This is a genomic window from Nocardiopsis sp. RV163, from assembly GCF_001029525.1.
Taxonomy (GTDB): Bacteria; Actinomycetota; Actinomycetes; order Streptosporangiales; family Streptosporangiaceae; genus Nocardiopsis; species Nocardiopsis dassonvillei.
This window is the reverse complement of the sequence record NZ_LEKI01000103.1, coordinates 1-21,740: the sequence shown is the minus strand read 5'-3', so window position 1 is coordinate 21,740 and position 21,740 is coordinate 1. Positions and strand designations below refer to the sequence as shown.

23 protein-coding genes are annotated in these 21,740 nt (G+C 73.1%); 11 read left to right on the top strand and 12 right to left on the bottom strand.

Annotation, left to right across the window (positions count from 1 at the left end):
• Positions 1-49: 49 nt before the first annotated feature.
• Both nirD and nirB read right to left on the bottom strand, forming a co-directional pair.
• Entirely contained in the window at positions 50-421 is a 372-nt protein-coding gene (nirD, locus tag ABD54_RS17785; protein WP_047870625.1) for a nitrite reductase small subunit NirD, read from the bottom strand.
• Positions 418-2,919: a nitrite reductase large subunit NirB gene (gene nirB / locus ABD54_RS17780; protein WP_047870624.1), complete on the bottom strand. Its 2,502-nt coding sequence runs from the start codon at positions 2,917-2,919 to the stop codon at positions 418-420. The genes nirD and nirB overlap by 4 nt, the downstream gene beginning before the upstream one ends.
• Before the next feature lie 255 nt (positions 2,920-3,174).
• Between nirB and ABD54_RS17775 the strand changes: the two genes are divergently transcribed.
• From ABD54_RS17775 to ABD54_RS17750, 6 genes are all read left to right on the top strand, one after another.
• Complete coding sequence (locus tag ABD54_RS17775; RefSeq protein ID WP_047870623.1) at positions 3,175-3,396, top strand: hypothetical protein; 222 nt, start codon at positions 3,175-3,177, stop codon at positions 3,394-3,396.
• Positions 3,397-3,483: 87 nt separating this feature from the next.
• A complete protein-coding gene (locus ABD54_RS17770; RefSeq protein WP_047870622.1) occupies positions 3,484-4,125 on the top strand; it encodes a DsbA family oxidoreductase in 642 nt (213 codons plus the stop codon).
• 168 nt (positions 4,126-4,293) lie between these two features.
• Positions 4,294-5,487, top strand: a complete 1,194-nt coding sequence (locus ABD54_RS17765) for a hypothetical protein (protein WP_047870621.1) — start codon at positions 4,294-4,296, stop codon at positions 5,485-5,487.
• 223 nt (positions 5,488-5,710) lie between these two features.
• Positions 5,711-7,132: an MFS transporter gene (locus ABD54_RS17760; RefSeq protein ID WP_082166877.1), complete on the top strand. Its 1,422-nt coding sequence runs from the start codon at positions 5,711-5,713 to the stop codon at positions 7,130-7,132.
• Positions 7,133-7,326: 194 nt separating this feature from the next.
• Positions 7,327-8,496: a PP2C family protein-serine/threonine phosphatase gene (locus ABD54_RS17755; protein ID WP_047870620.1), complete on the top strand. Its 1,170-nt coding sequence runs from the start codon at positions 7,327-7,329 to the stop codon at positions 8,494-8,496.
• Positions 8,497-8,645: 149 nt separating this feature from the next.
• Positions 8,646-9,128, top strand: a complete 483-nt coding sequence (locus ABD54_RS17750; RefSeq protein ID WP_047870619.1) for a DUF1772 domain-containing protein — start codon at positions 8,646-8,648, stop codon at positions 9,126-9,128.
• Between the two features lie 100 nt (positions 9,129-9,228).
• On the opposite strand, the gene ABD54_RS17745 is transcribed toward ABD54_RS17750, so the two are convergent.
• The 3 genes from ABD54_RS17745 to ABD54_RS17735 are packed head-to-tail and all read right to left on the bottom strand — an operon-like array spanning position 9,229 to position 14,155.
• Positions 9,229-10,680: an FAD-dependent oxidoreductase gene (locus tag ABD54_RS17745; protein ID WP_047870618.1), complete on the bottom strand. Its 1,452-nt coding sequence runs from the start codon at positions 10,678-10,680 to the stop codon at positions 9,229-9,231.
• Positions 10,677-12,773 carry a molybdopterin oxidoreductase family protein gene (locus ABD54_RS17740; RefSeq protein WP_047870617.1) on the bottom strand — a complete coding sequence of 699 codons (2,097 nt, stop codon included), beginning with the start codon at positions 12,771-12,773 and terminating at the stop codon, positions 10,677-10,679. Before ABD54_RS17740 ends, ABD54_RS17745 begins: the two co-directional genes overlap by 4 nt.
• Positions 12,770-14,155: an MFS transporter gene (locus ABD54_RS17735; RefSeq protein WP_047870616.1), complete on the bottom strand. Its 1,386-nt coding sequence runs from the start codon at positions 14,153-14,155 to the stop codon at positions 12,770-12,772. Before ABD54_RS17735 ends, ABD54_RS17740 begins: the two co-directional genes overlap by 4 nt.
• Before the next feature lie 403 nt (positions 14,156-14,558).
• Here ABD54_RS17735 and ABD54_RS17730 point away from each other — a divergent pair, with 403 nt between their 5' ends.
• Positions 14,559-15,428, top strand: coding sequence for an NAD(P)H-binding protein (locus ABD54_RS17730; RefSeq protein WP_047870615.1), 870 nt, complete (start codon positions 14,559-14,561; stop codon positions 15,426-15,428).
• Positions 15,429-15,607: 179 nt separating this feature from the next.
• Here the strand turns inward: ABD54_RS17730 and ABD54_RS17725 are convergent, their stop codons facing one another.
• Entirely contained in the window at positions 15,608-16,615 is a 1,008-nt protein-coding gene (locus ABD54_RS17725; RefSeq protein WP_047870614.1) for a MerR family transcriptional regulator, read from the bottom strand.
• A gap of 229 nt (positions 16,616-16,844) precedes the next feature.
• Between ABD54_RS17725 and ABD54_RS17720 the strand changes: the two genes are divergently transcribed.
• Positions 16,845-17,507 carry a hypothetical protein gene (locus tag ABD54_RS17720; protein ID WP_047870613.1) on the top strand — a complete coding sequence of 221 codons (663 nt, stop codon included), beginning with the start codon at positions 16,845-16,847 and terminating at the stop codon, positions 17,505-17,507.
• A 102-nt stretch (positions 17,508-17,609) separates the two neighbouring features.
• Here the strand turns inward: ABD54_RS17720 and ABD54_RS17715 are convergent, their stop codons facing one another.
• The gene (locus ABD54_RS17715; protein ID WP_047870612.1) at positions 17,610-17,789 is read right to left on the bottom strand and encodes a hypothetical protein; all 180 of its coding nucleotides are present in this window, start codon (positions 17,787-17,789) and stop codon (positions 17,610-17,612) included.
• Positions 17,790-17,863: 74 nt separating this feature from the next.
• On the bottom strand, positions 17,864-18,328 hold the full coding sequence (locus ABD54_RS17710) for an Lrp/AsnC family transcriptional regulator (protein ID WP_047870611.1): 465 nt from the start codon (positions 18,326-18,328) through the stop codon (positions 17,864-17,866).
• Positions 18,329-18,435: 107 nt separating this feature from the next.
• Here ABD54_RS17710 and ABD54_RS17705 point away from each other — a divergent pair, with 107 nt between their 5' ends.
• The gene (locus ABD54_RS17705) at positions 18,436-18,846 is read left to right on the top strand and encodes a DUF2000 domain-containing protein (RefSeq protein WP_047870610.1); all 411 of its coding nucleotides are present in this window, start codon (positions 18,436-18,438) and stop codon (positions 18,844-18,846) included.
• Positions 18,847-18,985: 139 nt separating this feature from the next.
• Here ABD54_RS17705 and ABD54_RS28345 read toward each other — a convergent pair whose 3' ends face one another.
• Together ABD54_RS28345 and ABD54_RS29390 are read right to left on the bottom strand one after the other, a co-directional pair.
• The gene (locus ABD54_RS28345) at positions 18,986-19,147 is read right to left on the bottom strand and encodes a hypothetical protein (protein ID WP_160313089.1); all 162 of its coding nucleotides are present in this window, start codon (positions 19,145-19,147) and stop codon (positions 18,986-18,988) included.
• A 27-nt stretch (positions 19,148-19,174) separates the two neighbouring features.
• Positions 19,175-19,297, bottom strand: coding sequence for a hypothetical protein (locus ABD54_RS29390; RefSeq protein WP_268778192.1), 123 nt, complete (start codon positions 19,295-19,297; stop codon positions 19,175-19,177).
• Between the two features lie 205 nt (positions 19,298-19,502).
• On the opposite strand from ABD54_RS29390, the gene ABD54_RS17700 reads away from it, so the two are divergent.
• On the top strand, positions 19,503-19,886 hold the full coding sequence (locus ABD54_RS17700; protein ID WP_047870609.1) for a nuclear transport factor 2 family protein: 384 nt from the start codon (positions 19,503-19,505) through the stop codon (positions 19,884-19,886).
• 117 nt (positions 19,887-20,003) lie between these two features.
• Here the strand turns inward: ABD54_RS17700 and ABD54_RS17695 are convergent, their stop codons facing one another.
• Complete coding sequence (locus ABD54_RS17695; RefSeq protein WP_047870608.1) at positions 20,004-20,534, bottom strand: NUDIX hydrolase; 531 nt, start codon at positions 20,532-20,534, stop codon at positions 20,004-20,006.
• Positions 20,535-20,924: 390 nt separating this feature from the next.
• On the opposite strand from ABD54_RS17695, the gene ABD54_RS17690 reads away from it, so the two are divergent.
• Complete coding sequence (locus tag ABD54_RS17690) at positions 20,925-21,461, top strand: hypothetical protein (RefSeq protein ID WP_047870607.1); 537 nt, start codon at positions 20,925-20,927, stop codon at positions 21,459-21,461.
• Positions 21,462-21,563: 102 nt separating this feature from the next.
• Here the strand turns inward: ABD54_RS17690 and ABD54_RS17685 are convergent, their stop codons facing one another.
• Positions 21,564-21,728 (bottom strand): TipAS antibiotic-recognition domain-containing protein, encoded by a 165-nt coding sequence (locus tag ABD54_RS17685; protein ID WP_268778193.1) that lies wholly within the window; start codon positions 21,726-21,728, stop codon positions 21,564-21,566.
• Positions 21,729-21,740: the final 12 nt, after the last annotated feature.

Here is a 21,740-nt window from a genome sequence, read left to right as displayed (position 1 = left end):
GCCGGGCGCCGGGCGGGCGGGGCCGCGGTGCCGTCGTCCAGGGAGGTGTTCACGGTGTGCCCTCCTGGGCGGGCGCGCCGATCTGCACGGCGGTGTCGGTCTGGCGCACGGGCCAGGTGGTCAGGCGCACGTGCTCGTCGTCCAGGCTCTGGCCGGTGCGCAGGGAGAAGACGTTCTTGAGCATGGGCGAGGCGACGGTGGGCTCGCCCGCGCGGTCGCCGACGATGCCGCGCGAGATGACGGCGGCGCCGGTGTAGGGGTCGATGTTGTCGACGGCGTACAGGTGCTGGTCGCGGGTTCGGAACACGGCGACCTGGCGGCCGTCGGGGAGCAGCACGGCCACCCCGTCCTCCACACGCAGGCCCGCCGGGGCGCAGGCGTCGATCCAGTTGGTGTGCTGGGCTTGGGTGGTGACGGTCATCGGGTGGCCTCCTGGGGTCGGCGGGCGGGCATGCCCAGGCTGACGGGAGCGGTGGGGACCGGCTGGTCGCGGGTGGTGGTGAAGCTGATGGTGGGGTCGGGGGTGTCGGGTGCGTTGGCGAAGGAGACGAAGCGCGCGAGCTTGTCGGGGTCGGCCAGGACCGCGGCCCACTCGTCGCCGTAGGCGTCCACGTGGCGGGCCATGGCCTCCTCCAGTTCGGCGGCGATGCCCAGGGAGTCCTGGACGACGACGTCGCGCAGGTGGTCCAGTCCGCCGTCCAGGGACTCGATCCAGGGGGCGGTGCGCTGGAGGCGGTCGGCGGTGCGCACGTAGAACATCAGGAACCGGTCGACGTAGCGGATGAGGGTGTCCTCGTCCAGGTCCGAGGCCAGGAGTTCGGCGTGGCGGGGGGTGAAGCCGCCGTTGCCGCCCACGTACAGGTTCCAGCCCTTGTCGGTGGCGATGACGCCGAAGTCCTTGCCGCGGGCCTCGGCGCACTCGCGGGCGCACCCGGAGACGGCGGCCTTGAGCTTGTGGGGTGAGCGCAGGCCCCGGTAGCGCTCCTCCAGGCGGATGGCCAGGCCCACCGAGTCCTGGACGCCGAAGCGGCACCAGGTGGTGCCCACGCACGACTTGACGGTGCGCAGGGACTTGCCGTAGGCGTGTCCGGACTCGAATCCGGCGTCGACCAGCCGCTTCCAGATGACGGGCAGTTGTTCGAGGCGGGCGCCGAACAGGTCGATGCGCTGGCCGCCGGTGATCTTGGTGTAGAGGTTGAAGTCGCGTGCGACCTCGCCGATGACGATGAGCTTGTCGGGGGTGATCTCGCCGCCGGGGATGCGCGGCACGACCGAGTAGGTGCCGTTGCGCTGCATGTTGGCCAGGTAGCGGTCGTTGGTGTCCTGCAGGGTGGCCTGTTCGCCCTCCAGGATGTGCCCGGTTCCCAGGGAGGCCAGGATGGAGGCCACCGCGGGCTTGCACACGTCGCAGCCGTGCCCGGTGCCGTGGGCGGCGATGAGCCCGGAGAAGGTGGTGGTGCCGGTGGCGCGCACGATCTCGACCAGTTCGGCGCGCGTCTGGGGGAAGTGCTCGCACAGGGCCTTGGACTGCTCGATGCCCGCCTGGGCGAGGATCTGCTTGAGCATGGGCACGCACGAGCCGCAACTGGTGCCCGCCTTGGTGCAGGCCTTGAGCGCGGGCACGTCGTGGTTGCCGCAGGAGACGGCCTCGGTCAGCTCGCCCTTGGTGACGGCGTTGCACGAGCAGATCTGGGCGGTGTCGGGCAGGGCGTCGGCGCCCAGGGCGGCGCCCTCGGGGGTGATGAGCGAGAGCGGGTCGCCGGGCAGGGGCGAGCCGACCAGGGGGCGCAGGGTGGCGTAGGCCGAGGCGTCGCCGACCAGGACGCCGCCGAGCAGCGTGGTGGCGTCGTCGGAGACCACGAGCTTGGCGTAGCGGCCGCTGGCGGCGTCGTTGACGACCACGTCCAGGGCGCCGGGGGTGCGGCCGTGGGCGTCACCGAAGCTGGCCACGTCCACGCCCATGAGCTTGAGCTTGGTGGAGGTGTCGGCGCCGGTGAAGGCGGCCCGGCCGCCCACGAGCCGGTCGGCGACGACCTCGGCCATGGCGTTGCCGGGGGCGATGAGGCCGTAGACGGTGCCGCGGTGGTTGGCGGCCTCGCCCACGGCGTGGATGTGGGCGTCGCTGGTGGTGCAGGTGTCGTCGACGACGATGCCGCCGCGCTCGCCCACCTTCAGTCCGATCGCGCGGGCCAGGTCGTCGCGGGGGCGGATGCCCACGGAGAACACGACCAGGTCGGCGTCCAGCGAGCCCTCGCCCAGTCTCAGGCGGGCCACGCGGCCGTCGGGTCCGGCCTCGACGGCGGTGGAGGCCGAACCGGTGTGGACCCGCACGCCCAGGTCGGTGATCAGGGTGCGCAGCAGGCCTCCGGCGCCCTCGTCGATCTGCGCGGGCATCAGGTGGGGGGCGAGTTCGACCACGTGTGCCCGCACGCCCAGCAGGCGCAGGGCGTTGGCGGCCTCCAGCCCCAGCAGGCCGCCGCCCACGACTACGCCGGTGCTGGCGCCGCGCGCGGAGGCGGTGATGGCGTCCAGGTCCTCGATGGTGCGGTAGACGTGGCAGCCGGGCAGGTCGTGGCCGGGTACGGGCGGCACGAAGGGTGTGGAGCCGGTGGCCAGGACGAGCCGGTCGTAGGGCAGGACGCGTCCGCTCGCGGTGGTGACGGTGCGGTTGGCGCGGTCCACGTCCACGGCGCGTTCGTTGACGCGCACGTCCACGTGGGGTCCGCTCAGGTCGCCCAGGGACAGGTCCTGGGCGCTGGCGCCGTCGAAGTAGGAGGACAGGGCCACCCGGTCGTAGGCGGTGCGGGGCTCCTCGCCCACGACGGTGATGTGCCAGTGCCCGGCGGTGTCGCGGTCGCGCAGGGCCTCGACGAGGCGGTGGCCGACCATGCCGTTGCCGATGACGACGAGTTCTTCCATGGAATCCTCCTGCTGCGGGGTCGGACAGGTTTCAGGCAACCTCCCGGGTGTTTCCCGACGGTCAGCCGTATGTGTCGCGCTTGTTTCGATGTGCTGCCACCGCAGGTGGAGGGTGCGTGATGAGGGGTGAAACGCCAGGGCGGGCGCCGGGCGGGAACCGTCTGGGCGGTTGGTCACACCGGGGGCGCGGCGCGGGTGCGGCGCCGGGAGGCGGGGCGTGGACAGCGGTCCCCGGCCCGGTCGGGACGGGCGCCGATGCAGCCGATGCACACGTGCGCCCTGTCCTGCCTGTCCGCCCCGGCCGTGGGCCGCGCCTTCGGCTCCCGGTTCTTCGCCGCGGCCGACCGGCGCTCGGCGGAGGAGCGGGAGCCGCCGCAGGGGCTGTGGTGGCGTACTGACGACACCGACCGCGGTTACGGCGCCGCCGCCGGGCGGCTGCTGGGCCGGGCGCAGCTAGCGGTACCGGGTCCCGGCTAGGGTGGCTCGGAGCCGGAGCCGGAGCCGGAGCCGGAGCCGGAGCGGCGAACGCGCCTGGGGAACGTGTGGGTGAGTGGGGGGTGGCCTGTGCAGGTCGAGGTGTGGTCCGACGTCGTCTGTCCGTGGTGCTACATCGGCAAGCGGCGCCTTGAGAGGGCGCTGGAGCTGTTCGAGCACGCCGACCGGGTTCGGGTGCGCTGGCGCAGCTTCCAGCTGGACCCCTCCTTCCCACCGGGTGTGAGCGAGCCGGTCTACGACTCACTCTCGCGCAAGATGGGCGTGCCCCGCGAGCAGGTTCGGTCGATGACCGAGCAGGTCACGCGGGTGGCCGCCCAGGAGGGGCTGGACTACGACTTCGCGGGCGGGGTCATGGTCAACACCTTCGACGTCCACCGCCTGATCCACCTGGCCCGGACCCGCGGCCTGGAGGCGCAGGCGCAGGAGCGGTTCATGCGCGCCCAACTGGTGGAGGCCCGTGACCTCAGCGACACCGCCGTCCTGGTGGAGGTGGCGGCCGAGGCCGGTCTGGAGGCCCGGGAGGCGCGGCGGGCGCTGGAGGGCGCGGAGCACGCCGAGGACGTGCGCGAGGACATCGCCCTGGCCCGCCGCTTGGGCGCGACCGGTGTGCCCTTCTTCGTCGTGGACCGCGCCGTCGGCATCTCGGGGGCCCAGTCGGTCGAGGTGGTGCTGTCCGCCCTGGACAAGGCCCACCGGGCCGGGCAGGGGTAGGCGGCGCGGTGGCCGACCGCTGTGGGCCCGGCGGCAGGCGGCTCCCTGGCGGGGCACCGGATCTCCCCCGCCCGGGGGATGCGGATCCCGCCGTACGGTGAGGCGCTCCCGGGCCCGGAAGGGCGAGGGTGTGGTGGTAACGACCTCACCCGAGACGAGGAGCAGGCCATGGCCGCCCCACCGCCTTTCACCGAGAGCCGCCACGCACACCCGCGGCCCGCCGCCGCCCCCTGGACCGCCCTGGCCTGGTCGGCGGTGGCCCTGGCCCTGGGGCTGGCCTGGCTGAGCGGGGCCGCCCCGGCGGGTGTCCCCGGGCAGACCGGGTTCGGCTCGCTGTTCTCCCTGCTCGCCCCGGACACCTCGGGGCGGCTGTACGCCCAGACGGTTCCGGGGGCGGTGTCCCTGCTGCTGGGCGCCGTGGGCGCGGTGTGCGCCGTGCTCATGCTGCGCCCGCGGGGCGCCGGAGGCCGCGTCGTCGAGGCTGCCTGCTGGACGCTGGGCGCGGTGGTGCTGCTGGTGTTCGTGGACGGGCAGTTGCTGTCCTGGCTGGGGTACTCGATGATCCTGCCGGTGGCGGGGTGGGGCGTGCCCGACCTGTTCCGGACGTGGGTGGAGGCGTCCTTCACCGCAGCCCACCTGTCCACCCTGTTCTTCGCGGCGGGGGTGGCGGTGTGGCTGGCGGCGGCGCTCACCCACCGCCGTGCCGTGCGCGGCTCCTGCCAGCGCTGCGGGCGCGCGCCGGAGTGGAACGCCGGGCGTGAGCGCGCGGTACGGGCCCGGGCGCTGAGGGTAGGCAGGATCGCGGTGGCCGTGGCCTGTGTGGTGGCCCTGTTCTACCCGTCGCTGCGCCTGCCGTGGCTCTTCGGGATCCCGTTGGGTGTCGGCCGGGAGCGGTTCGACTCCATGGCGGCCGAGGGCGGCATGATCGTCATCGGAGTGGGGCTGGGCACGGCCGGGCTGGTGGGTGTGGTGCTGATGCTGGGGCTCGTGCAGCGATGGGGCGTGCGCTTCCCGTGGTGGGCGGTCGGCCTGGCCGGCCGCCGGGTGCCGGTGGGTCTGGCTGTGGTGCCCGCGACCGTGGTGGCGTTGGCGCTGGTGGCTATGGGCCGCAGTGTCGTGATCGAGCTCCTGGACGCGCAGGCGCGTTCGCTGCTGACCACCGAGCCGCTGCACACGGCGGCGTTCGCGTCGATGGCGGTGTGGGGCGCGGCGCTGGGGGTGGCCACGGCCGCCTACGCGATCCGGCGGCGGGCCGGGTGCGCGGGCTGCGGGCGCGGGCTGCCCGAGGTGCTGCCCGGTGACGTCGGCGGGACCGAAGGGGGCGGCCGGGCGCGCACGGTGTCCGACACGCACACGCCCTGACGGCGGGGTTGCAGCAGGGCCCGCGACCGTCTCGCACCGGGCGCGGGCCTCCTTCGGTCCGTGCGGTCGTCCTGGTCGGCTCGTGCGCGCAGAAGTGGCCCACGACACAGATCCGGGGTCTTGAGTGTGCCGCTACGGCACAGTCTTTGCTGGAACACGGTTCGCCCCGCGTTCCCGGCACGGACCGGAGGCGGGGGAACGTCGCCGAACGCTCCGAACACCGATGGGAGGCCAGACGGTCATGCGCCGCAGCGCCACGGTCTACTTCGCCTCGTACGGGCTGTCCCTGTTGGGCAAGGGCATCGCCAGCGTGGTGATGCCGCTGCTGGTCCTGGACCGCACCGGCGACGTCCTGGCGGCGGGTGTGCTCGCGACCGCGTCCACGGCGGCCTCCGCCCTGACGGGGCTCGTCTGCGGTCTGATCGTCGACCGGATCGACCGCCGCTGGGTGTCTGTGGTCTCCGACCTGCTCGCCGCACTGTCGGTGGCGGCGCTGCCGGTCGTCGACGCCCTGTGGGGCCTGAACATGGGCTGGTTCCTGGCCCTGGCGGTCGTGGGAGCGGTGATCCGCGTGCCCGGGATGACGGCTCAGGAGACGCTGCTGCCCGCTCTGGCCCGGCTCGGGGCCGACCGGTCCGGCGCCCCCGGAGGGGGGAGGCTGGACCGGATGATCGCCGCCCGCGAGACGATGGGCAACGTCCTGCTGCTGGCCGGTCCCGGCCTGGGCGGGCTGCTCGTGGGACTGCTCGGGCTGTCCTCGGCACTGCTGCTGGTGACCGCGGCCACGAGCCTGCTCGCCGCGGCCGCGACCCTGCTGCTCGACCCGCGGGCCGGTCGGGTCGTCCGGCGGCGCCCCGACCCGGCCGGGAGCGCCGAAGCCTCCGGTGCGGCCGCCGTCGGCGGCCCGCTGCGCCGGGCGGTGACCGACCTGCTGGACGGGTGGCGCTTCCTGTACCGCACCCGGCTCCTGCTCGGCACCACCCTGATCAGCGCGGTGCTCGTCGCCGTCCTGAGCTCGCTGCAGACCACCCTCATGCCCGCCTACTTCACAGGTCAGGGGCTTCCCGGGCTCACCGGGCTGACGCTGAGCGCGCTCGCGGCGGGCAGCATCGCCGGATCCGCGCTCTACGCCGCCACCGCCGGGCGGGTCCGCCGCCGCGGCTGGTTCGTCCTCGGTATGAGCGGCACCCTGGTCGGGTTCGGCGCGGTCGGCACCATGGCCTCCCCGTGGCTGGTGCTGGGCGCCGCCGCCCTGGTCGGGCTGACCTTCGCGCCTGCCTCGGCGGTGCTCGGCGTCCTGACCGTCGAGGCCACCCCGGACCACATGCGCGGCCGGGTCCTGGGGGCGCAGAACACGGTCATGCTCGCCGCGCCCGCCCTCACCAGCGCCCCGCTCGCGGCCGTGGCCACCGCCGCCGGGCTTCCCGTGGCCGGAGCCGTCCTCGCCGCGCTGGCGGGCGTCACGGCGGTCGCCGCCCTGGCAGCCCCGGTGTTCCGCTCACTCGACGGCCCGCGGGCTCGACAGGCGGGCGGCCCCGCCGAAGGGAGTCCGCACCCCTCAGAGCGCACGTCCCCCGAACTCGCCCTCGCGGACACCGTCCACCGCGCGGCGGAGGAACGCGCGGAACGCACCGCCGACCGGTGAGCGGGCGCGGGTCAGCGCCCTTCCCTGCCGGAGAAGCGGTTTCGGACCTTGCGCCGCGAGGGAGGTTTCGGTGGGGCCGTGGCCTGTTCGGTCGGGCTCTCACGTGCGAAGATGTATTTTCTGGTCGAAAGATGGCACGGCGGGTAGGGACTCGTGAGACGAACGGCTGTCGTGCCGGATTCCGGGGTGCTGCCATGTCGGTGCAACACGCGTCCAACGAGCTGATGGTCTCCCTCGTGCGGGCCGGACACCTGGCCACCTTCGAGGAGTTACCCGCCCTCGTGGCCAAGAAGGCCGACAGCGCCGGGCTCTCCCAGGCGCGCATCTATCTGGCCGACCACCAGCAGCAGGTCCTGCGCGAGGTCACGGGAGAGGGCATCGACGCCCACCGGGGCGGTGAGGACCTGCCGGTGGACGACTCCCCTGCCGGTCAGGCCTACGTCACGGGCGTGGCCGTGCGGATGGAGGACGAACAGCGCTACTGGGTGCCGGTCCTGGACGGCGCCGAGCGCCTGGGCGTGCTGCACGTGAGCTACCCGGGCGACCCCGACCGCTCGGCGATGCGCGACCTGGCCTCCATGGTGGCGCTGCTGGTCATCGCCAAGCGCTCCAACAGCGACGCCTACGCCCGGCTGATCCGCACCAAGCCCATGTCGGTCTCGGCGGAGATGCAGTGGACGCTCATGCCGCCGGGGACCTTCGCCGACTCGCGGGTGACGATCTCGGCCGCCACCGAACCGGCCTACGACAACGCCGGGGACTCCTTCGACTACGCCCTGGACGGGGAGACCGCCCACCTGGCGATGTTCGACGCCATGGGCCACGACAACGCCGCCGGGCTCATCGCGAACCTGGCCGTGGGGGCCTTTCGCAACGAGCGCCGCAAGGGCACCCCGCTGGTCGACGTCTCCCGGGGGGTGGAGAACACCCTGATCCAGGAGTTCGTGCGCACCCGCTTCGCCACGGCGATCCTGGCCGAACTGAACATGGCCACCGGGGAGCTGTACTGGGTCAACTGCGGGCATCTGCCGCCGGTGCTCATCCGGGGCGAGCAGGTCCGCGACCTGGAGTGCGAGCCCTCCCACCCGTTGGGGATGGATCTGGGGCTGCCGGTGACGGTGTGCCGCGAACAGCTCGAACCCGGCGACCGGCTGCTGCTGTACACCGACGGCATCATCGAGGCGCGCGACTCCCAGGGCCGCGAGTTCGGCGTGGATCGGTTCGTGGACTTCGTCATCCGCCACCAGGCCGACAACATGCCGGTCCCCGAGACGCTGCGGCGGCTGGTGCACGCGGTGCTGGAGTACCACCACGGCAGGTTCGGCGACGACGCCACGGTGCTCTTCTGCGAGTGGCACGGCTGACCCGGAGCTTGACGCCCTGCGCAGCGAGTGTGCGGGACGGGCCGGGGGTGCCGCCCTCAACGTGGGGGCGAGGGTGCCGTGGACGCTTCTCACGGCACGTAGAATCCGCCCATAACACGCGGGCAGGACAACAGAATCCGGGGTGTGGCGTGGCGGAGATGGTGCACGTGGTCGTTCCGGTGTTCGCCGTGGTGGCGACCGGTCTGTTCGCCGGGTTGTTCTTCGCGTTCTCGATCGCGGTGATGCCGGGTCTGCGCAGGTCCGGGGACCGGGCGATGATCGAGGCGATGCAGGGGATCAACGTCGCCATCCTCAACCCGTTCTTCGCCGTGGTCTTCATCGGCGCCCCGGTGGCGGTGCTGGCCTGCGCCGTGCTCTACGCCAGCGTCGGCGCGACCGCCTCCGCGGTGTGGTCGGGAGCGGCGCTGCTCTGCCTGGCGGCGGCCCTGGTGTCCACCTTCGCGGTGAACGTCCCACGCAACAACGTCCTGGACCGGCAGGGCCCGGCCGAGCGGATCGCGGACCCGGCCGCCGTGCGCGCCGCCTTCGAGCCGGTGTGGGTGCGCTGGAACAACGTGCGTACCCTGACCTCCCTGGCCGCGCTCCTGTGCGTGGTCCTCGCGCTGCGCTGACCCGGCGACACCGCCACGGGCGTTTGCCACCGCTCGCGTCCGGCCTGGGGCACCGAAGCCCCGACGGCGGCCGGGGGCCGGTCGCCTCCCCCCGCGGGGGTCAGACCCCCGCGGGGGCCTGGCCCTGCATCCCCGACAGCAGCGCCCGCACGTCCCGCACGCACCCCCCGCAGCCGGTCGTGGCCCGGGTCCGGTCGGCGATGTCCTCGCGGGTGCGCGCCCCGTCCAGCCAGGCCTGTTCGATCTCGGTGCGGCTGACGGCGTTGCACCGGCACACCAGCGCGTCGGCGGCCGCGCCCTCGGTCTCCTCCGTAGCGGCGGTGGGCAGCCCCTGGAGCAGCGCCAGCCGGTCGGCGGGCACCGGGGCGCCCGTGTCGTAGAGCTGGGCCAGGGTCGCGGCGGCCTCGGGGAAGCCCAGCAGCACCGCGCCCACCACCTTCTCCTCGCACACCGACAGCTTGGCGTAGCGGCCGCCGTAGGGGTCGCTGATGGTCACCGTCTCCAGGTCGTCGGCGTCCTCCTCGTGCACACGCCCGAACGCGGTCAGCTCGATCCCCTCCGCCTTGAGCCGGGTCAGCGGCCTCGCCCCGGAGTAGAGGGCGTGCGGCGCGGCGCCTGTCAGGCGCCGGGCCAGGACGGCGGCCTGCTCCCAGCCGGGCTGGATGAGCCCGGCGCCGCCGCCGGGGTGCTGGGCGCAGTCGCCGATGGCGTGCACGCGGGCGTCGGAGGTCGCGAGGCGGTCGTCCACGATGACGCCTTGCTCGACCTCGATACCGGCGTCCTTTGCCAGTTCGATGTTGCCGCGCACCCCGGCGGTGACCACCAGGGCGTCGCCGGGCAGCACGCGGCCGTCGTCCAGTTCCAGGCCGGTGCCCGGAACCCAGCGGGCGGCCACCCGCCAGGAGTGCACGGTCACGCCCAGGGCGGCGTAGCGTTCGGCCAGGATGCGCGCGGCGGGCTGGTCGATCTGGCGGCGCATGATCCAGGGCGAGGACTCCACCACCGACACGCGCGTGCCGCGTCCGACCAGGCCGCGGGCGGCCTCCAGGCCCAGGACGCCCCCGCCCAGGACCACCACGGGGGCTCCCGGGCGGGCCAGGGCGAGCAGTCGTCGGCAGTCGTCCAGGTCGCGCAGGGCCGTCACCCCGTCGCCGGGGGCGCCGTCGGGTCCGGCGACCCCGGTGACCGGGGGGAAGGAGGCGCGCGCCCCGGTGGCCAGGACGAGTTCGTCGTAGCCCAGCGCGCTGCCGTCGTCCAGGGTGACGGTGCGCCGCTCGGTGTCCAGGGCGGTGGCGGTGGTGCCGGTGCGCACGGTGACGCCGGGGGTGTCGGGGACTGGCAGACGGATCTGCTCGGGGGTGTAGTCCCCGGCGACCACGCCCGAGAGCAGGACCCGGTTGTAGGCGGGGTGGTGCTCGGCGCCGACCACGCTCACGTGGACCCGTTCTCCGTTCGGGTCCAGGCGTGCGGTCTCCTCGGCGAAGCGGGCGCCGACCATCCCGTTGCCCACGACGACGATCTGACGCGGGGACGCGCCCTGCACGGTGCTCAACTGCTGCCTCCTGGTGTGTGCGTGTCCTCGGGCTCCAGCCGCACCGCGCTCACCTTGAACTCGGGCATGCGGCTGGTGGGGTCCAGCGCCGGGTTGGTCAGGTTGTTGGCGGACTGGGCGCCCGCGTAGTGGAAGGGCAGGAACACCGTGTCCAGGCGGGCGGTGGGCGCCAGCCGCACCCGGGCGCGCGTGTGGCCGCGCCTGGAGGTGACGCGGGCCCAGTCGCCCGCGGCGAGCCCGGCGCGCGCGGCGGTGTCGGGGTGCACCTCCACGTACGCCTCCGGTTCGGCCCGGGCCAGTTCGCCGACGCGGCGGGTCTGGGCGCCGGACTGGTAGTGGCCCATCAGCCGTCCGGTGGTCGCCACGAGGGGGTAGTCGGCGTCGGTGTCCTCGGCGGGCGGGCGGTGGGCGACCGGGACGAGGCGGGCGCGCCCGTCGGGGTGGGCGAAGGCGTCCAGGAACAGCCGGGGCGTGGGCGGCTCCTGCGCGCGCACGGGCCAGTGCAGGGCCTCGCCCGAGGACAGGCGTTCGGGGGTGACGCCGGAGTAGTCGGCGGCTCCCCCGGCCGAGGCCCGGCCCAGTTCGGCCAGGACGGCGTCGGGGTCGGCGGGGAAGCGTTCGGCGGGCTGGCCCAGGCGCACCGCCAGCGCGGAGAGCACCTCCAGGTCGGTGAGCACCCCCTCGGGCGGGGCGGCGGCGCGGGTCCGGCGCAGGACGCGCCCCTCCAGGTTGGTCATGGTGCCGCTCTCCTCGGCCCACTGGGCCACGGGCAGCACGACGTCGGCCGTGGCGGCGGTCTCGGAGAGCACGAAGTCGGCGGCCACCAGCAGGTCCAGGGAGGCCAGGCGGGCGCGTACGCGCGCGGTGTCGGGGGCTGAGACGACGGGGTTGGATCCGAACAGCAGCATGGCGCGCGGTCCGCCGCCGCTGCCCAGTGCGTCGAGGAGTTCGAAGGCCGAGCGGCCCGGGCCGGGCAGGGCGTCGGGGTCCACGCCCCACACTCCGGCCACATGGGCGCGGGCGGCGGGGTCGTCGATCCTGCGGTAGCCGGGGAGCTGGTCGGCCTTCTGGCCGTGTTCGCGCCCGCCCTGACCGTTGCCCTGGCCGGTCACGCACCCGTACCCCGAGCCCCGGCGGCCGGGCAGGCCCAGCGCCAGGGCCAGGTTGATCCAGGCCGAGACGGTGTCTGTGCCCTTGGCGTGCTGTTCGGCGCCGCGTCCGGTCAGGACGTAGGCGGAGCGGTTGCGGGCGGCCCGGCCCAGCAGGTCGGCGGCGGCGCGGATGCGGGCGGCCGGGACCCCGGTGACCTGTTCGGTGCGTTCGGGCCACCAGGCGGCGGCGTGCTCCCAGGCGGCCTCGAACCCGGTGGTGCGCCCGACGAGGTACTCCTCGTCGCACCAGCCCTGGACACGGGCGGCGTGCAGCAGCCCCAGGGCCAGGGCCAGGTCGGTGCCGGGGCGGGGGGCCAGGTGTATGCCGCCGTCGGAGAGCGCGACCTGGGCGGTGGCCGAGCGGCGGGGGTCGACGACGATGAGGGTGGGCGCGGACAGGTGGCCCATCATCGGCGGCATGGTCTCGGCCGGGTTGGCCCCGGCGAGCAGGACCACCTCGGCCTCGCCGACGTCGGTCAGCGGGAAGGGCATCCCCCGGTCCAGGCCGAAGGCCCGCGTGCCCCCCGCCGCGGCCGAGGACATGCAGAACCGGCCGTTGTAGTCGATCTGGGAGGTGCCAAGGGCCAGGCGGGCGAACTTGCCCAGGGTGTAGGACTTCTCGTTGGTCAGGCCGCCGCTGCCGAAGACCGCGACGGTGTCGGGGCCGGACTCGGCGCGCAGGGCCAGCAGGCGTTCGGCGACGTGGTCCAGGGCGGTGTCCCAGTCGGTCTCTACCAGGTCGGCGCCGCGGTCCTTGCGCACCAGGGGGCGGGTGAGCCGGTCGGGGACGGTGAGGACCTCGGCGGAGGTCCAGCCCTTGCGGCACAGTCCGCCGCGGTTGGTGGGAAAGGGCGCGGGGCGGGCGGCCAGACGCCCGTCGGGGCCGGGCTCCAGGTGCATGGCGCACTGGAGCGCGCAGTAGGGGCAGTGCGTGGTGGTCATCGTTTGGCGCTCTCCACGCTGGTGGCTCCGGCCGGGGACGCGGCGGGGCGGCGCAGGTAGACCGCCCAGGTGACGGCGGCGCACGCCAGGTAGAAGGCGCCGAAGACCACGAAGGCCGGGGCGGTGGAGCCGGTGGCGGCGAAGGACTCGCGGAAGGCGATGTTGACGCCGACCCCGCCCAGTGCGCCGACCGCGCCGATGAGGCCGAGCACTGAGGAGGCCACGCGCTTGGTGCGGGCCAGGGCCTGTTCCCGCGGTTCCCCGGCGGCGACGGCGTCCTCGGCGCGGGCGGCGTACAGCGAGGGGATCATCTTGTAGGTGGAGCCGTTGCCCAGGCCGGTGAGGACGAACATCACCGCGAACGCGCCGATGAACAGGGCCAACTGGGCGGCCTGGACGGAGAGCACCAGGACGGCGGCGCAGGCTGCCATTGCCAGGAAGACCCACAGGGTGACGCGGGCCCCGCCCAGGGAGTCGGCCATCCTGCCGCCCACGGGGCGGATCAGGGAGCCGATGACCGGTCCGAGCACGGCGATGGCGGCGGACTGCACGGGCGCCAGCCCGAACTGGGACTGCAGCAGCAGGCCGAAGGCGAAACCGGTGCCGATGAAGGAGCCGAAGGTGCCCACGTACAGCAGCGACATGATCCAGAAGTGTCGGTCGCGGACGGCCGAGAGCTGCGCGGAGACGTCGTTGCGCACGTGGACCAGGTTGTTCATGGACCGGTGCGCCCACCAGGCGGCCAGCAGGATCAGCGGCGCGTAGAACAGCGGGACCAGGTACCCGGCGGAGGTGGTGAACAGGGCGATGACGGCCAGGCCCACGAGTTGGACGGTGGCCACGCCGATGTTGCCGCCGCCCGCGTTCAGGCCCAGCGCCCACCCCTTCTCCCGTTCGGGGAAGTAGGAGTTGATGTTGGCCATGGACGAGGAGAAGTTGCCGCCGCCCACGCCCGCGGTGGCGGCCAGGACCAGCAGCAGCCAGAAGGGGGTGTCGGGGTCGCGGACCAGGAAGAAGGCGGCGACGGTGGGCACGGCCAGTGTCAGGGTGGAGATGACCGTCCAGTTGCGTCCGCCGAGGGCGGGCACGGCCAGGGTATAGGGCACGCGCAGGATCGCGCCGACCAGGGTGACCACCGACAGGAGCAGGAACTTCTGCTCGGGGGTGGTGGAGAAGCCGTGCTCGGGGATCATGAAGAGCACGAGTACCGACCAGATGCTCCACACCGAGAAGCCGATGTGTTCGGAGGCTATGGAGGCCCACAGGTTGCGGCGGGCCACGCGTCGTCCGCCGCCGTTCCAGAATCCTTCGTCCTCGGGGTCCCAGGCGGAGATCCAGCTCTTACCGGTGCGCGGTGCGCGCGGGCCAGTCTCAGAGGCCACGGCCGTGCCTTCCTGCTCGACGGCTGCTGACAAAACCGAAGGTAGGGAGCCCGCGTTGCCTGGAGGTGTCCAGCCGTAACACGCGGGAAACAGTCGGCTCACCCGGAGCGCGCGGCCGCGGTGAGAAGCCCTGTCCTGCCTGTTGGGAAGGGGTAGGGGCGTTCACGGTGCGGCGGGCTCCCCGGTGGGCGTTGTGGTGCGGATCACCGCCGGTGGCGGTCCGCCCGTTGGCTTTCCCGCTCCGGGGCTCCCGGATGCGGCTGACCGCCGTGGTCGGGCGCCGCCCCCGGAAGATACCGGAGATCCGCGTCGCCCAGGGAACGCAGAGCGCGGGTTGTGGCCGGAAACCGACCGCTTTGCTCCCTAGCGTGAGGGCACTGGTGTCGAGTACGAGGAGTCCTTCATGCGTATCGCCGTGACCACACCCACCGGCAACGTCGGCCGCCACGTGGTGAGCGGTCTGGTCCGCGCGGGTGTGCGCCCGCGCGTGCTGCTGCGCGAACCGGCCCGGTTGGACCCGGCGCTGGCCGACTGGGTCGAGCCGGTGGCCGTGGACCAGCGCGACCCGGACGCTGTCCTGGCCGCGACCGCGGGCGTGGACGCGCTGTACTGGGTGAGCCCGCCGGTCCCGGCCGAGGACCCGGTCGCCGAGCACGCCCGGATGGGCGCGCACGCCGCCCGCGCGGTCACCGCCAACGGGATCTCCCGTGTCGTCTTCCAGAGCAGCGTCGGCGCGGAGAAGCGCGGCGGGGCCGGGGAGATCGACGGGCTGGCCCGCACCGAGCGGTTGCTGGAGGAGACCGGCGCGACCGTGGCGCACCTGCGGTGCGGCTTCTTCTTCACCAACCTGCTGATGGAACTGGACGCCCTCCGCTCCGGCACCGTCTCGGTGGTGCTGCCCGTGGACCGTCCGATGCCCTGGGTGGCGCCGCGCGACATCGCCGACACGGCGGTGGGCCTGCTGCTCAACCCCGACCTGGCGGGCCGGACCGTGCGGGCCGTGCACGGCCCCGCCGACCTGAGCTGGGAGCGGGCCGCCGCCGTGGTCACCGAGGTGACGGGGCGCCGCGTGCGAGCCGAACGCGTTCCCGACGAGCGCATGCGCGAGGTGCTCGCGGGCGCGGGCCTGGGGCCCGGCTCCGTCGAGGCGATCATGGGCATGTCCACCGGGCTGCGGGAGGGCTTCACCCCCGAGCAGCCCCGCACCGCGGCGACCACGACGCCGACCACCCTGGCCGCCTGGTGCCAGGACGAGTTGCGGCCCCTGCTGTGACCGTCCCGGGGCCGAGCCCTCCCCTCCCGGTCACGGTGGAGGTGCGCGCACGACATCGGCGATGACCGCGGTCACGACCCTGTGGACGACCGCCCTTCTGAGCCGGGGCGCGGTGATCGCGACCTTGTCTGACGCGTGAGGACACCGCCCCGGGCGCCGAACCCGGGGCGGAGCGGCGCTCAGGACTCGGCGGCCGGGGCGCGCATGGCGTCGGCGATCCAGGAGTAGGGCAGCGTGTCCTCCTCGGGCGGGGTCCCGTTGACCGCCGCCACCAGGGACAGGTACCGGCCGTGGGTGTCGTCGTAGACGGGGCCCTCGGAGGCGGCGTCCTCCTCGGCCATCTGGCGCTCGATATCGGGGATCCGCCGGAACGCTTCGGCCATCCGGTCGCGGCCCTCGCGGGTGAGCCGGGTGTCGGACACCCCCGCGGCCTCCTCCATGAAGCGCGTGACGGCCTCCTGGGCCCGGGGGGAGCGGGGGGACTCGCCTGCGCGGTGCGCGGCCAGGACCTCCTTCATGAGCTCGGTCCCGCTCCCGTACGTGAAGTCCTGGAACCGCGGGCTGGCGATGCTCCTGCCCACGTCCGTGGAGTATGTGTCGCGCAGGTAGGCGCGGACCGCCTCGCGGAACTCCGGGTCCCGTACCAGGTCGGCCAGTTCGATCCACGCCTCCAGTTGGACGGTCGTGGGGTCCGCGGGCAGGACCGGGCGCATCTCGCGCAGCCGGTCGACGAAGCCCTCGGGGACGTCGAGGCCCTCGCCGACGTCGTTCCAGAAGTCGTCGATGACCTGCTCGCGCTCCTCGTCGGTCATCGAGACGAGCTTGTGCATCAGGTCGGCCCGCGCGGTCGTGGCGCCCTGCCTGATCAGGGTCCGCAGCACCGCCCTTCTGGCCCGCAGGGTGCGCTCCTGGCGCTCGACGATCTCCAGGTGGGTGGTGAGCAGGTCGTGCAGGGTGGTTCCGCCTTCGAGCAGGCGGCGGATCTCGTCAAGGTCGGTGTCCAACTCGCGCAGGGTGCGGACGAGTTCCAGGCGGGCGATGGTGTCGATGTCGTAGAGGCGGTGGCCCGCCTCGGTCAGGCGCGCGGGCTCGACGACTCCGGCGTCGGCGTAGAAGCGGACGGCGCTGACGCTCAGGCCGCTGCGGCGCGCGGCGTCTCCGATGGGGTACAGCTCGTGGTCGTGCATGGGAGCCACTGTGGTACCTCAAGCGGCTTGAGATGCAAGCCGGTGGACCCGCGGGGTCGTACCGGGTTCGGGCCGACGCTGTCGCGCTCCCCCGCCGCATGACATCTGTCATGCCCGACCCGTGCGGTCCGCACGGGCGACACATGATCCGTGACACTCGGTCACGTGCTTGCCCCGGTCTAGGTTCGAAGAAGGGAACGGCGGTCCACGAGGCGACAGGGAGCCCGAGATGTTCAAGGAACGGCGTCGGCGTGGGGCCGTGCGGCGGGTCGTGCCGGGGAACGGGCGTGCGCTCAAGCCCTTCCGCTGGTGGCAGATGACCTCCCGTGCCCTGTTCTACCTCGCGCTGTGCGACGCGGAGGGTCGGCGGACGGTCTACGCCGTCCAAGTCAGCCACACGCAGCGGTTCTTCTCGGAGGACGGCAAGGGCAGGGCCGACCTGTACCTCGACGGCAGGCACCACGCCGAGTCCCGGCTTCCCGCCGTCTTCCCCGTGCGGGGCGGGGTGGTCGAGGTGGCGGCGACGGCCTTCGGCCTGCGGCGCTGCCACTACGTCACCGACGAGGGGACCGAGCACCAGCTCGTTCCGGACCCCCGCTCCGGCGAGGGGCGCCGCGCGCGCCTGGAGCGCGAGCACCCCGTACTGAGCCGCTGGATCGGGGGCCTCTCGCTGCTCCTGCTCGTCGTGCCCGCGGTGCTGCTCGTCCCCCAGCTCGTCGAGGTGGCCTTCGAGCTGCCGCCCGTGGCCGAGCGCTTCGGGACGTTCACCTCGCCCGTTCACCTGCCCGCGTGGCTCAACACCGGGCTCGCGCTCGGCGCCGCGGCGGCCAGCACGGAGCGCGCGCTGCGCCTGCGCTACAACTGGCTGCTGGATTCCGCGGCCCAGGGGTGAGGGTCCCGACCGACCGGGGGTCCGGGCGGTCGGGCCGACGCCGCCTCGGGGTGCGGCGGCCCGACTGAGGGCGAAGGGCGGGTGCGCGGCCTCCGGCGAAGGCTATTCGCCCTTGTCGGTGCTCTTCCCGCCGGTGGCCGCGCCGAAGGCGACACCCATGGACAGGCCCAGTGCCACGCCGAGCGCCAGGTTGTCCATGAGCAGACCGAAGGAGGTGCCGAAGCAGACGCCCAGAGCCAGCCCCAGCGCGAGGCGGTTGTCCTTGTCCTTGCCCTTGTCCATGCGTCCCCTTTGTGGCCGTGTGTCGGTTCTTAGACGCGGGGGCGCCGCCCACGGTTCCCCGCGAGGGCCCGGTCTCACCGCGGCGGCTCCAGGGGCGCGGCGACGTGCTTGCGGGCGCTGTCGTAGATGATCTGGCTGCGGAAGCCGGCCACCTCGCGGCGCTGGGTGAGCCGGTCGATGAGGAAGCTGTGCAGCGCGTCCAGGGAGGGCACGGACACGTGCACCAGGAAGTCCTGCTCCCCCGCCACGACGTAGACCGCCATTACCTCGGGCAGGGCGAACATCGCGCCCTTGAAGCCCTCGATGACCTGGCGGCTGGGCGGGCGCAGTTGCACCGACACGAAGGCCTCCACCTCCCGGTTGAGCGCGGCCGGGTCGACGTCGGCGTGGTAGCCCCGGATGACCCCGCGCCGGTGCAGCAGGCGCACGCGCTCCAGACAGGTGGAGGGCGCCACGCCGAGCTTGTGCGCGAGGGCGCGGTTGGTCTGCCGCGCGTCCTGCTGGAGTTCTCGCACGATCGCCGAATCAAGTTCGTCCATGGCTCTTACGGTAGCCCTTTGGAAGAATAATGTTCGGTCCCGCAGTCATGAGTTCGATCTTATGGATAGTTTCTGCACCGTTCACAAGCCATATGAACGGGGTAACCATGGGGATGTCCACCAAGATCGTCGTCGTCCTGCGCGAGGGCCTGGAGCCCGCGCTCGCCGCCAACGCGGGGATGGTGCTGGGCCTGGCGCTGGGCGGGCGGATGGAGAACTCGCTTGCCGCCGACGGCAAGGACGCGGGCGGCGGCGTGCACGCCGGGCTCAACCCGCATCCGGTGCCGACCCTGGTGGCATCGGCGGAGCAGTTGCGTCGGCTCAAGGCCGGGGCGGATGAGCGCGACCTGACGGTGATGGGCTTCAACGAGGTGGCCCGCCGTTCCCGCGACTACGCAGAGTACCTGGACGCCCTCGCGGCCACCGATCCGCAGGACGTGGAGTACGCGGGGGTGGCCGTCTTCGGGGCGCGCAACGCCGTCAACAAGCTCACCGGCAAGCTGGCGCTGATGCGCTGATGCGGGTGGACGCGGTGAGACGGGGCGCGGATCGGGGATCGGCGCCCCGGCGGAGAGGAGCGCGCGCCGTTCGCTGCCGGGGAACCGGCGGTACGGAACGGAGGGGCGCGAAAACGCGGGCGGTAGGCGCCGGGGCCGCTCACGCTCCTCCGGTGAGCTGCTCCAATTCCCGGTAGGAGGACACGGTGCGCACCTGCCGCTCGGTGAGGCGGTTGATCCGGGCCCTGGCCGCCCGCGCCTGCGCCCCGGTCGGCAGGAAGCCCCGGTGGATCCCGGGCAGTGCCAGCTCCCAGCCGCACACCGCGCCGTCGGGTGGGGTCAGCCCGGATCATGCTTCGACGTCGACCAGGTCCCCGACGGTGCGGCCGCCGCGGTCGACGTGGAGGCCGTTCGCGGTCAGTTGCTCCCGCTCACCGGCGGGCAGCACGAGTTTGGGGTCGAGGGTGTTCACTGTTCCTCCGAACAGAGCTCCGCCCGGCGCGGTGGCGGCGGGCTGTGCGGGAGCTCTCCGAGCTGACGGGAAGGACCCGGGAAGCGGGTCGGTGCTCCTGTGGAGGCCCTCAGGTCGAACGCCGGTATCCGCGGGAACGTCCGAGCGCCCTGGTAGGGATCTCCCCGTTGACCTTGTGAGCCTCAGTGAGAGAGAGCGAAAGCCCGTGGCCGCTGCCAGCCAGTCCACCAACAAGCAGACCGTCGAACGCTACATCGACGGGTTCAACAAGTCCGACCACGAACAGATCCTGTCGTGCTTGACCGACGACATCGAGTGGATCGTGTTCGGCCACTACCGGATCACCGGCAAGGAGGCCTACGACGCCAACATCGAGGGTCCCGACCCGGTCGGCGTTCCCCCGAGGGTGCAGATCACGCGGATGGTCGAGGAGGACGACGTCGTCATGGCGGAGATGACCCTCGAAGCGCCCCAGAAGGACGGCAGCGTGATGCGCGCCGCGATGGGCGAGGTGTTCGTAATGAGTGAGGGCCTGATCCGCGAGCGCCGCGCCTACGTCGTGCCGCTGGTCGAGAACGAGCACAGGTGACGGCTCGCCGCGTCGGGGGCGGGCCGCGCCCGGCCGCGGGGAAACGCGTTCCGCGGCCGTCCTCCCCCGCGGTTCCGCGAAGGCCGTACCCGGCGCGGCGCACAGAGACCGCCTCGTTCACTGTCGGCCGGTGGCGTACAGGTACAGCAGCGCGTTCATGGAGGTGCCGCTCACCAGCTGACGCCGCCTGATCAGTTCGGGGACCCGGTCCAGCGCCACCCACTCCACGCGCTCGGCCTCCCAGGCGTCCTGGGGTTCGCCGACCCTCTCCGCCGTGTCGGCGACGAAGACGTGGTGCTCGCTGTCGGTCAGCCCGCTGGAGGGCTGGACGTAGACCAGCGGACGCAGCGGCCCCGTCCGCCACCCGGTCTCCTCCAGCACCTCGCGTGCGGCGGCCCGCTCGGGGGTCTCCCCCGGGTGCACGCCGCCCATGGGGATCTCGTAGCCCCAGGTGTCGGTGATGAACCGGTGCCGCCACAGCAGCAGGGACCGGCCCCGACCGTCGAGCACCACGGCTCCCGCCCCGGGCGGTCGGCGGATGACCCGGTGGTCGAACCGGTGCCCGTCGGGCAGTTCGACGTCCGCGGCCCGCACGTCGATCCACGGATCGGTGTACAGGGGCTTCTCGGAGTGGACGGTCCAGCGCACGGGCGGCCCTTTCCGTTGGCGGGAAGCGGAACCACCAGACTCCCATGTTCGCGCGTGCGGGAGTCGGGCCACGCGGCCCCGCCGGGGCCTGGCGTGCTGTCCACCGCCCATCGCCCGCCCGCCGCGAGCGCGGCGCAGCGCGGCTGCGCGGATCCCGTGCCTTCGACGGCCGGTGCGGTCCGGGTGCGCTCGGGCTGGGGCCCCACTGTTGGCACGGTCACGTTCGCGCTGTTCAGGCCCGTGGCGGGGTGCCGACGAGGCACGGAAACGGGCCTACGCCGCCTGACCGGGGGGTTGCCCGGACTTGGTGTTGCCTTTCCCACTCACCCCAAGTGGTTTCAAACACTTTTCAAAGACCTGACCAGCGCATACGTTGCACGGGTGAACTTTATGCGATCGATACCCAAGCTGACGTTTACCGCGACCTCCAGCCTGCTTATCACCGGTGGGCTGCTTCTGGCCGGACCCGGCGCCGCAGCCGCGGACACGGCTTCCGCCAAGGAGATCGCCGACACCCTCAACGACAAGCTGAACGACGACATGGCCGGTCACATGAGCGAGGAGCACGTCGAGAACGCCCGCGCGATGGTCGACGCGGCCAAGGACCGCGACCTGGGCGAGGACGCCGCCGCCATGGCGGTGGCCACCTCCATCGTCGAGACCCACCTGGACAACCTCGACTGGGGCGACCGCGACAGCGTCGGCCTGTTCCAGCAGCGCGACCACTACGGCTCGCAGGAGGACCGTCTCGACCCCACCTGGGCCACCAACGCCTTCTTCGACGAGCTGGAGCGTGTCTACCCCGAGGGCAGTTGGGACGACACCCCGCTGGGCGAGGTCGCCCAGGACGTGCAGCGCTCGGCCTACCCCGACCGGTACCAGCACCAGGTCGACGACGCCGAGGTCATCGTGGACCAGCTCTGGTAACGGACCGTTCCCAGACAGACAGTAAAGCGTGCGAACCCCGCTCTCGCATGCTCGTCCGGCGGAGGCCGGTGACCGGGCACCCGGTCACCGGCCTCCGCCGTTTCACGCCTCCTGACGTGCGGCGTTGGCTGCGAAGGCCTCGCGCAGGTACACGCTCAGCCCCTCGGCGTGGGCGTCGACGGCGGCGGTGAAGCGCTCGTCGTCCACGTACAGCCGTCCCAGTCCCCGGTGGACGCAGGTGGTGCAGTCGTAGAACCAGCGGGTGATGTGGGCGCGGTG

Excerpts from the sequence above, each read along its gene's own strand:
- ABD54_RS17760 (WP_082166877.1), top strand. The coding sequence starts at position 5,711 with ATGGGAGGCCAGACGGTCATGCGCCGCAGCGCCACGGTCTACTTCGCC.
- ABD54_RS17715 (WP_047870612.1), bottom strand. The coding sequence starts at position 17,789 with ATGGACAAGGGCAAGGACAAGGACAACCGCCTCGCGCTGGGGCTGGCT.
- ABD54_RS17755 (WP_047870620.1), top strand. The coding sequence starts at position 7,327 with ATGTCGGTGCAACACGCGTCCAACGAGCTGATGGTCTCCCTCGTGCGG.
- ABD54_RS17730 (WP_047870615.1), top strand. The coding sequence starts at position 14,559 with ATGCGTATCGCCGTGACCACACCCACCGGCAACGTCGGCCGCCACGTG.
- nirB (WP_047870624.1), bottom strand. The coding sequence starts at position 2,919 with ATGGAAGAACTCGTCGTCATCGGCAACGGCATGGTCGGCCACCGCCTC.
- ABD54_RS17725 (WP_047870614.1), bottom strand. The coding sequence starts at position 16,615 with ATGCACGACCACGAGCTGTACCCCATCGGAGACGCCGCGCGCCGCAGC.
- nirD (WP_047870625.1), bottom strand. The coding sequence starts at position 421 with ATGACCGTCACCACCCAAGCCCAGCACACCAACTGGATCGACGCCTGC.
- ABD54_RS17740 (WP_047870617.1), bottom strand. The coding sequence starts at position 12,773 with ATGACCACCACGCACTGCCCCTACTGCGCGCTCCAGTGCGCCATGCAC.
- ABD54_RS17765 (WP_047870621.1), top strand. The coding sequence starts at position 4,294 with ATGGCCGCCCCACCGCCTTTCACCGAGAGCCGCCACGCACACCCGCGG.
- ABD54_RS17720 (WP_047870613.1), top strand. The coding sequence starts at position 16,845 with ATGTTCAAGGAACGGCGTCGGCGTGGGGCCGTGCGGCGGGTCGTGCCG.
- ABD54_RS17775 (WP_047870623.1), top strand. The coding sequence starts at position 3,175 with ATGCAGCCGATGCACACGTGCGCCCTGTCCTGCCTGTCCGCCCCGGCC.
- ABD54_RS17710 (WP_047870611.1), bottom strand. The coding sequence starts at position 18,328 with ATGGACGAACTTGATTCGGCGATCGTGCGAGAACTCCAGCAGGACGCG.
- ABD54_RS17690 (WP_047870607.1), top strand. The coding sequence starts at position 20,925 with ATGCGATCGATACCCAAGCTGACGTTTACCGCGACCTCCAGCCTGCTT.
- ABD54_RS17705 (WP_047870610.1), top strand. The coding sequence starts at position 18,436 with ATGGGGATGTCCACCAAGATCGTCGTCGTCCTGCGCGAGGGCCTGGAG.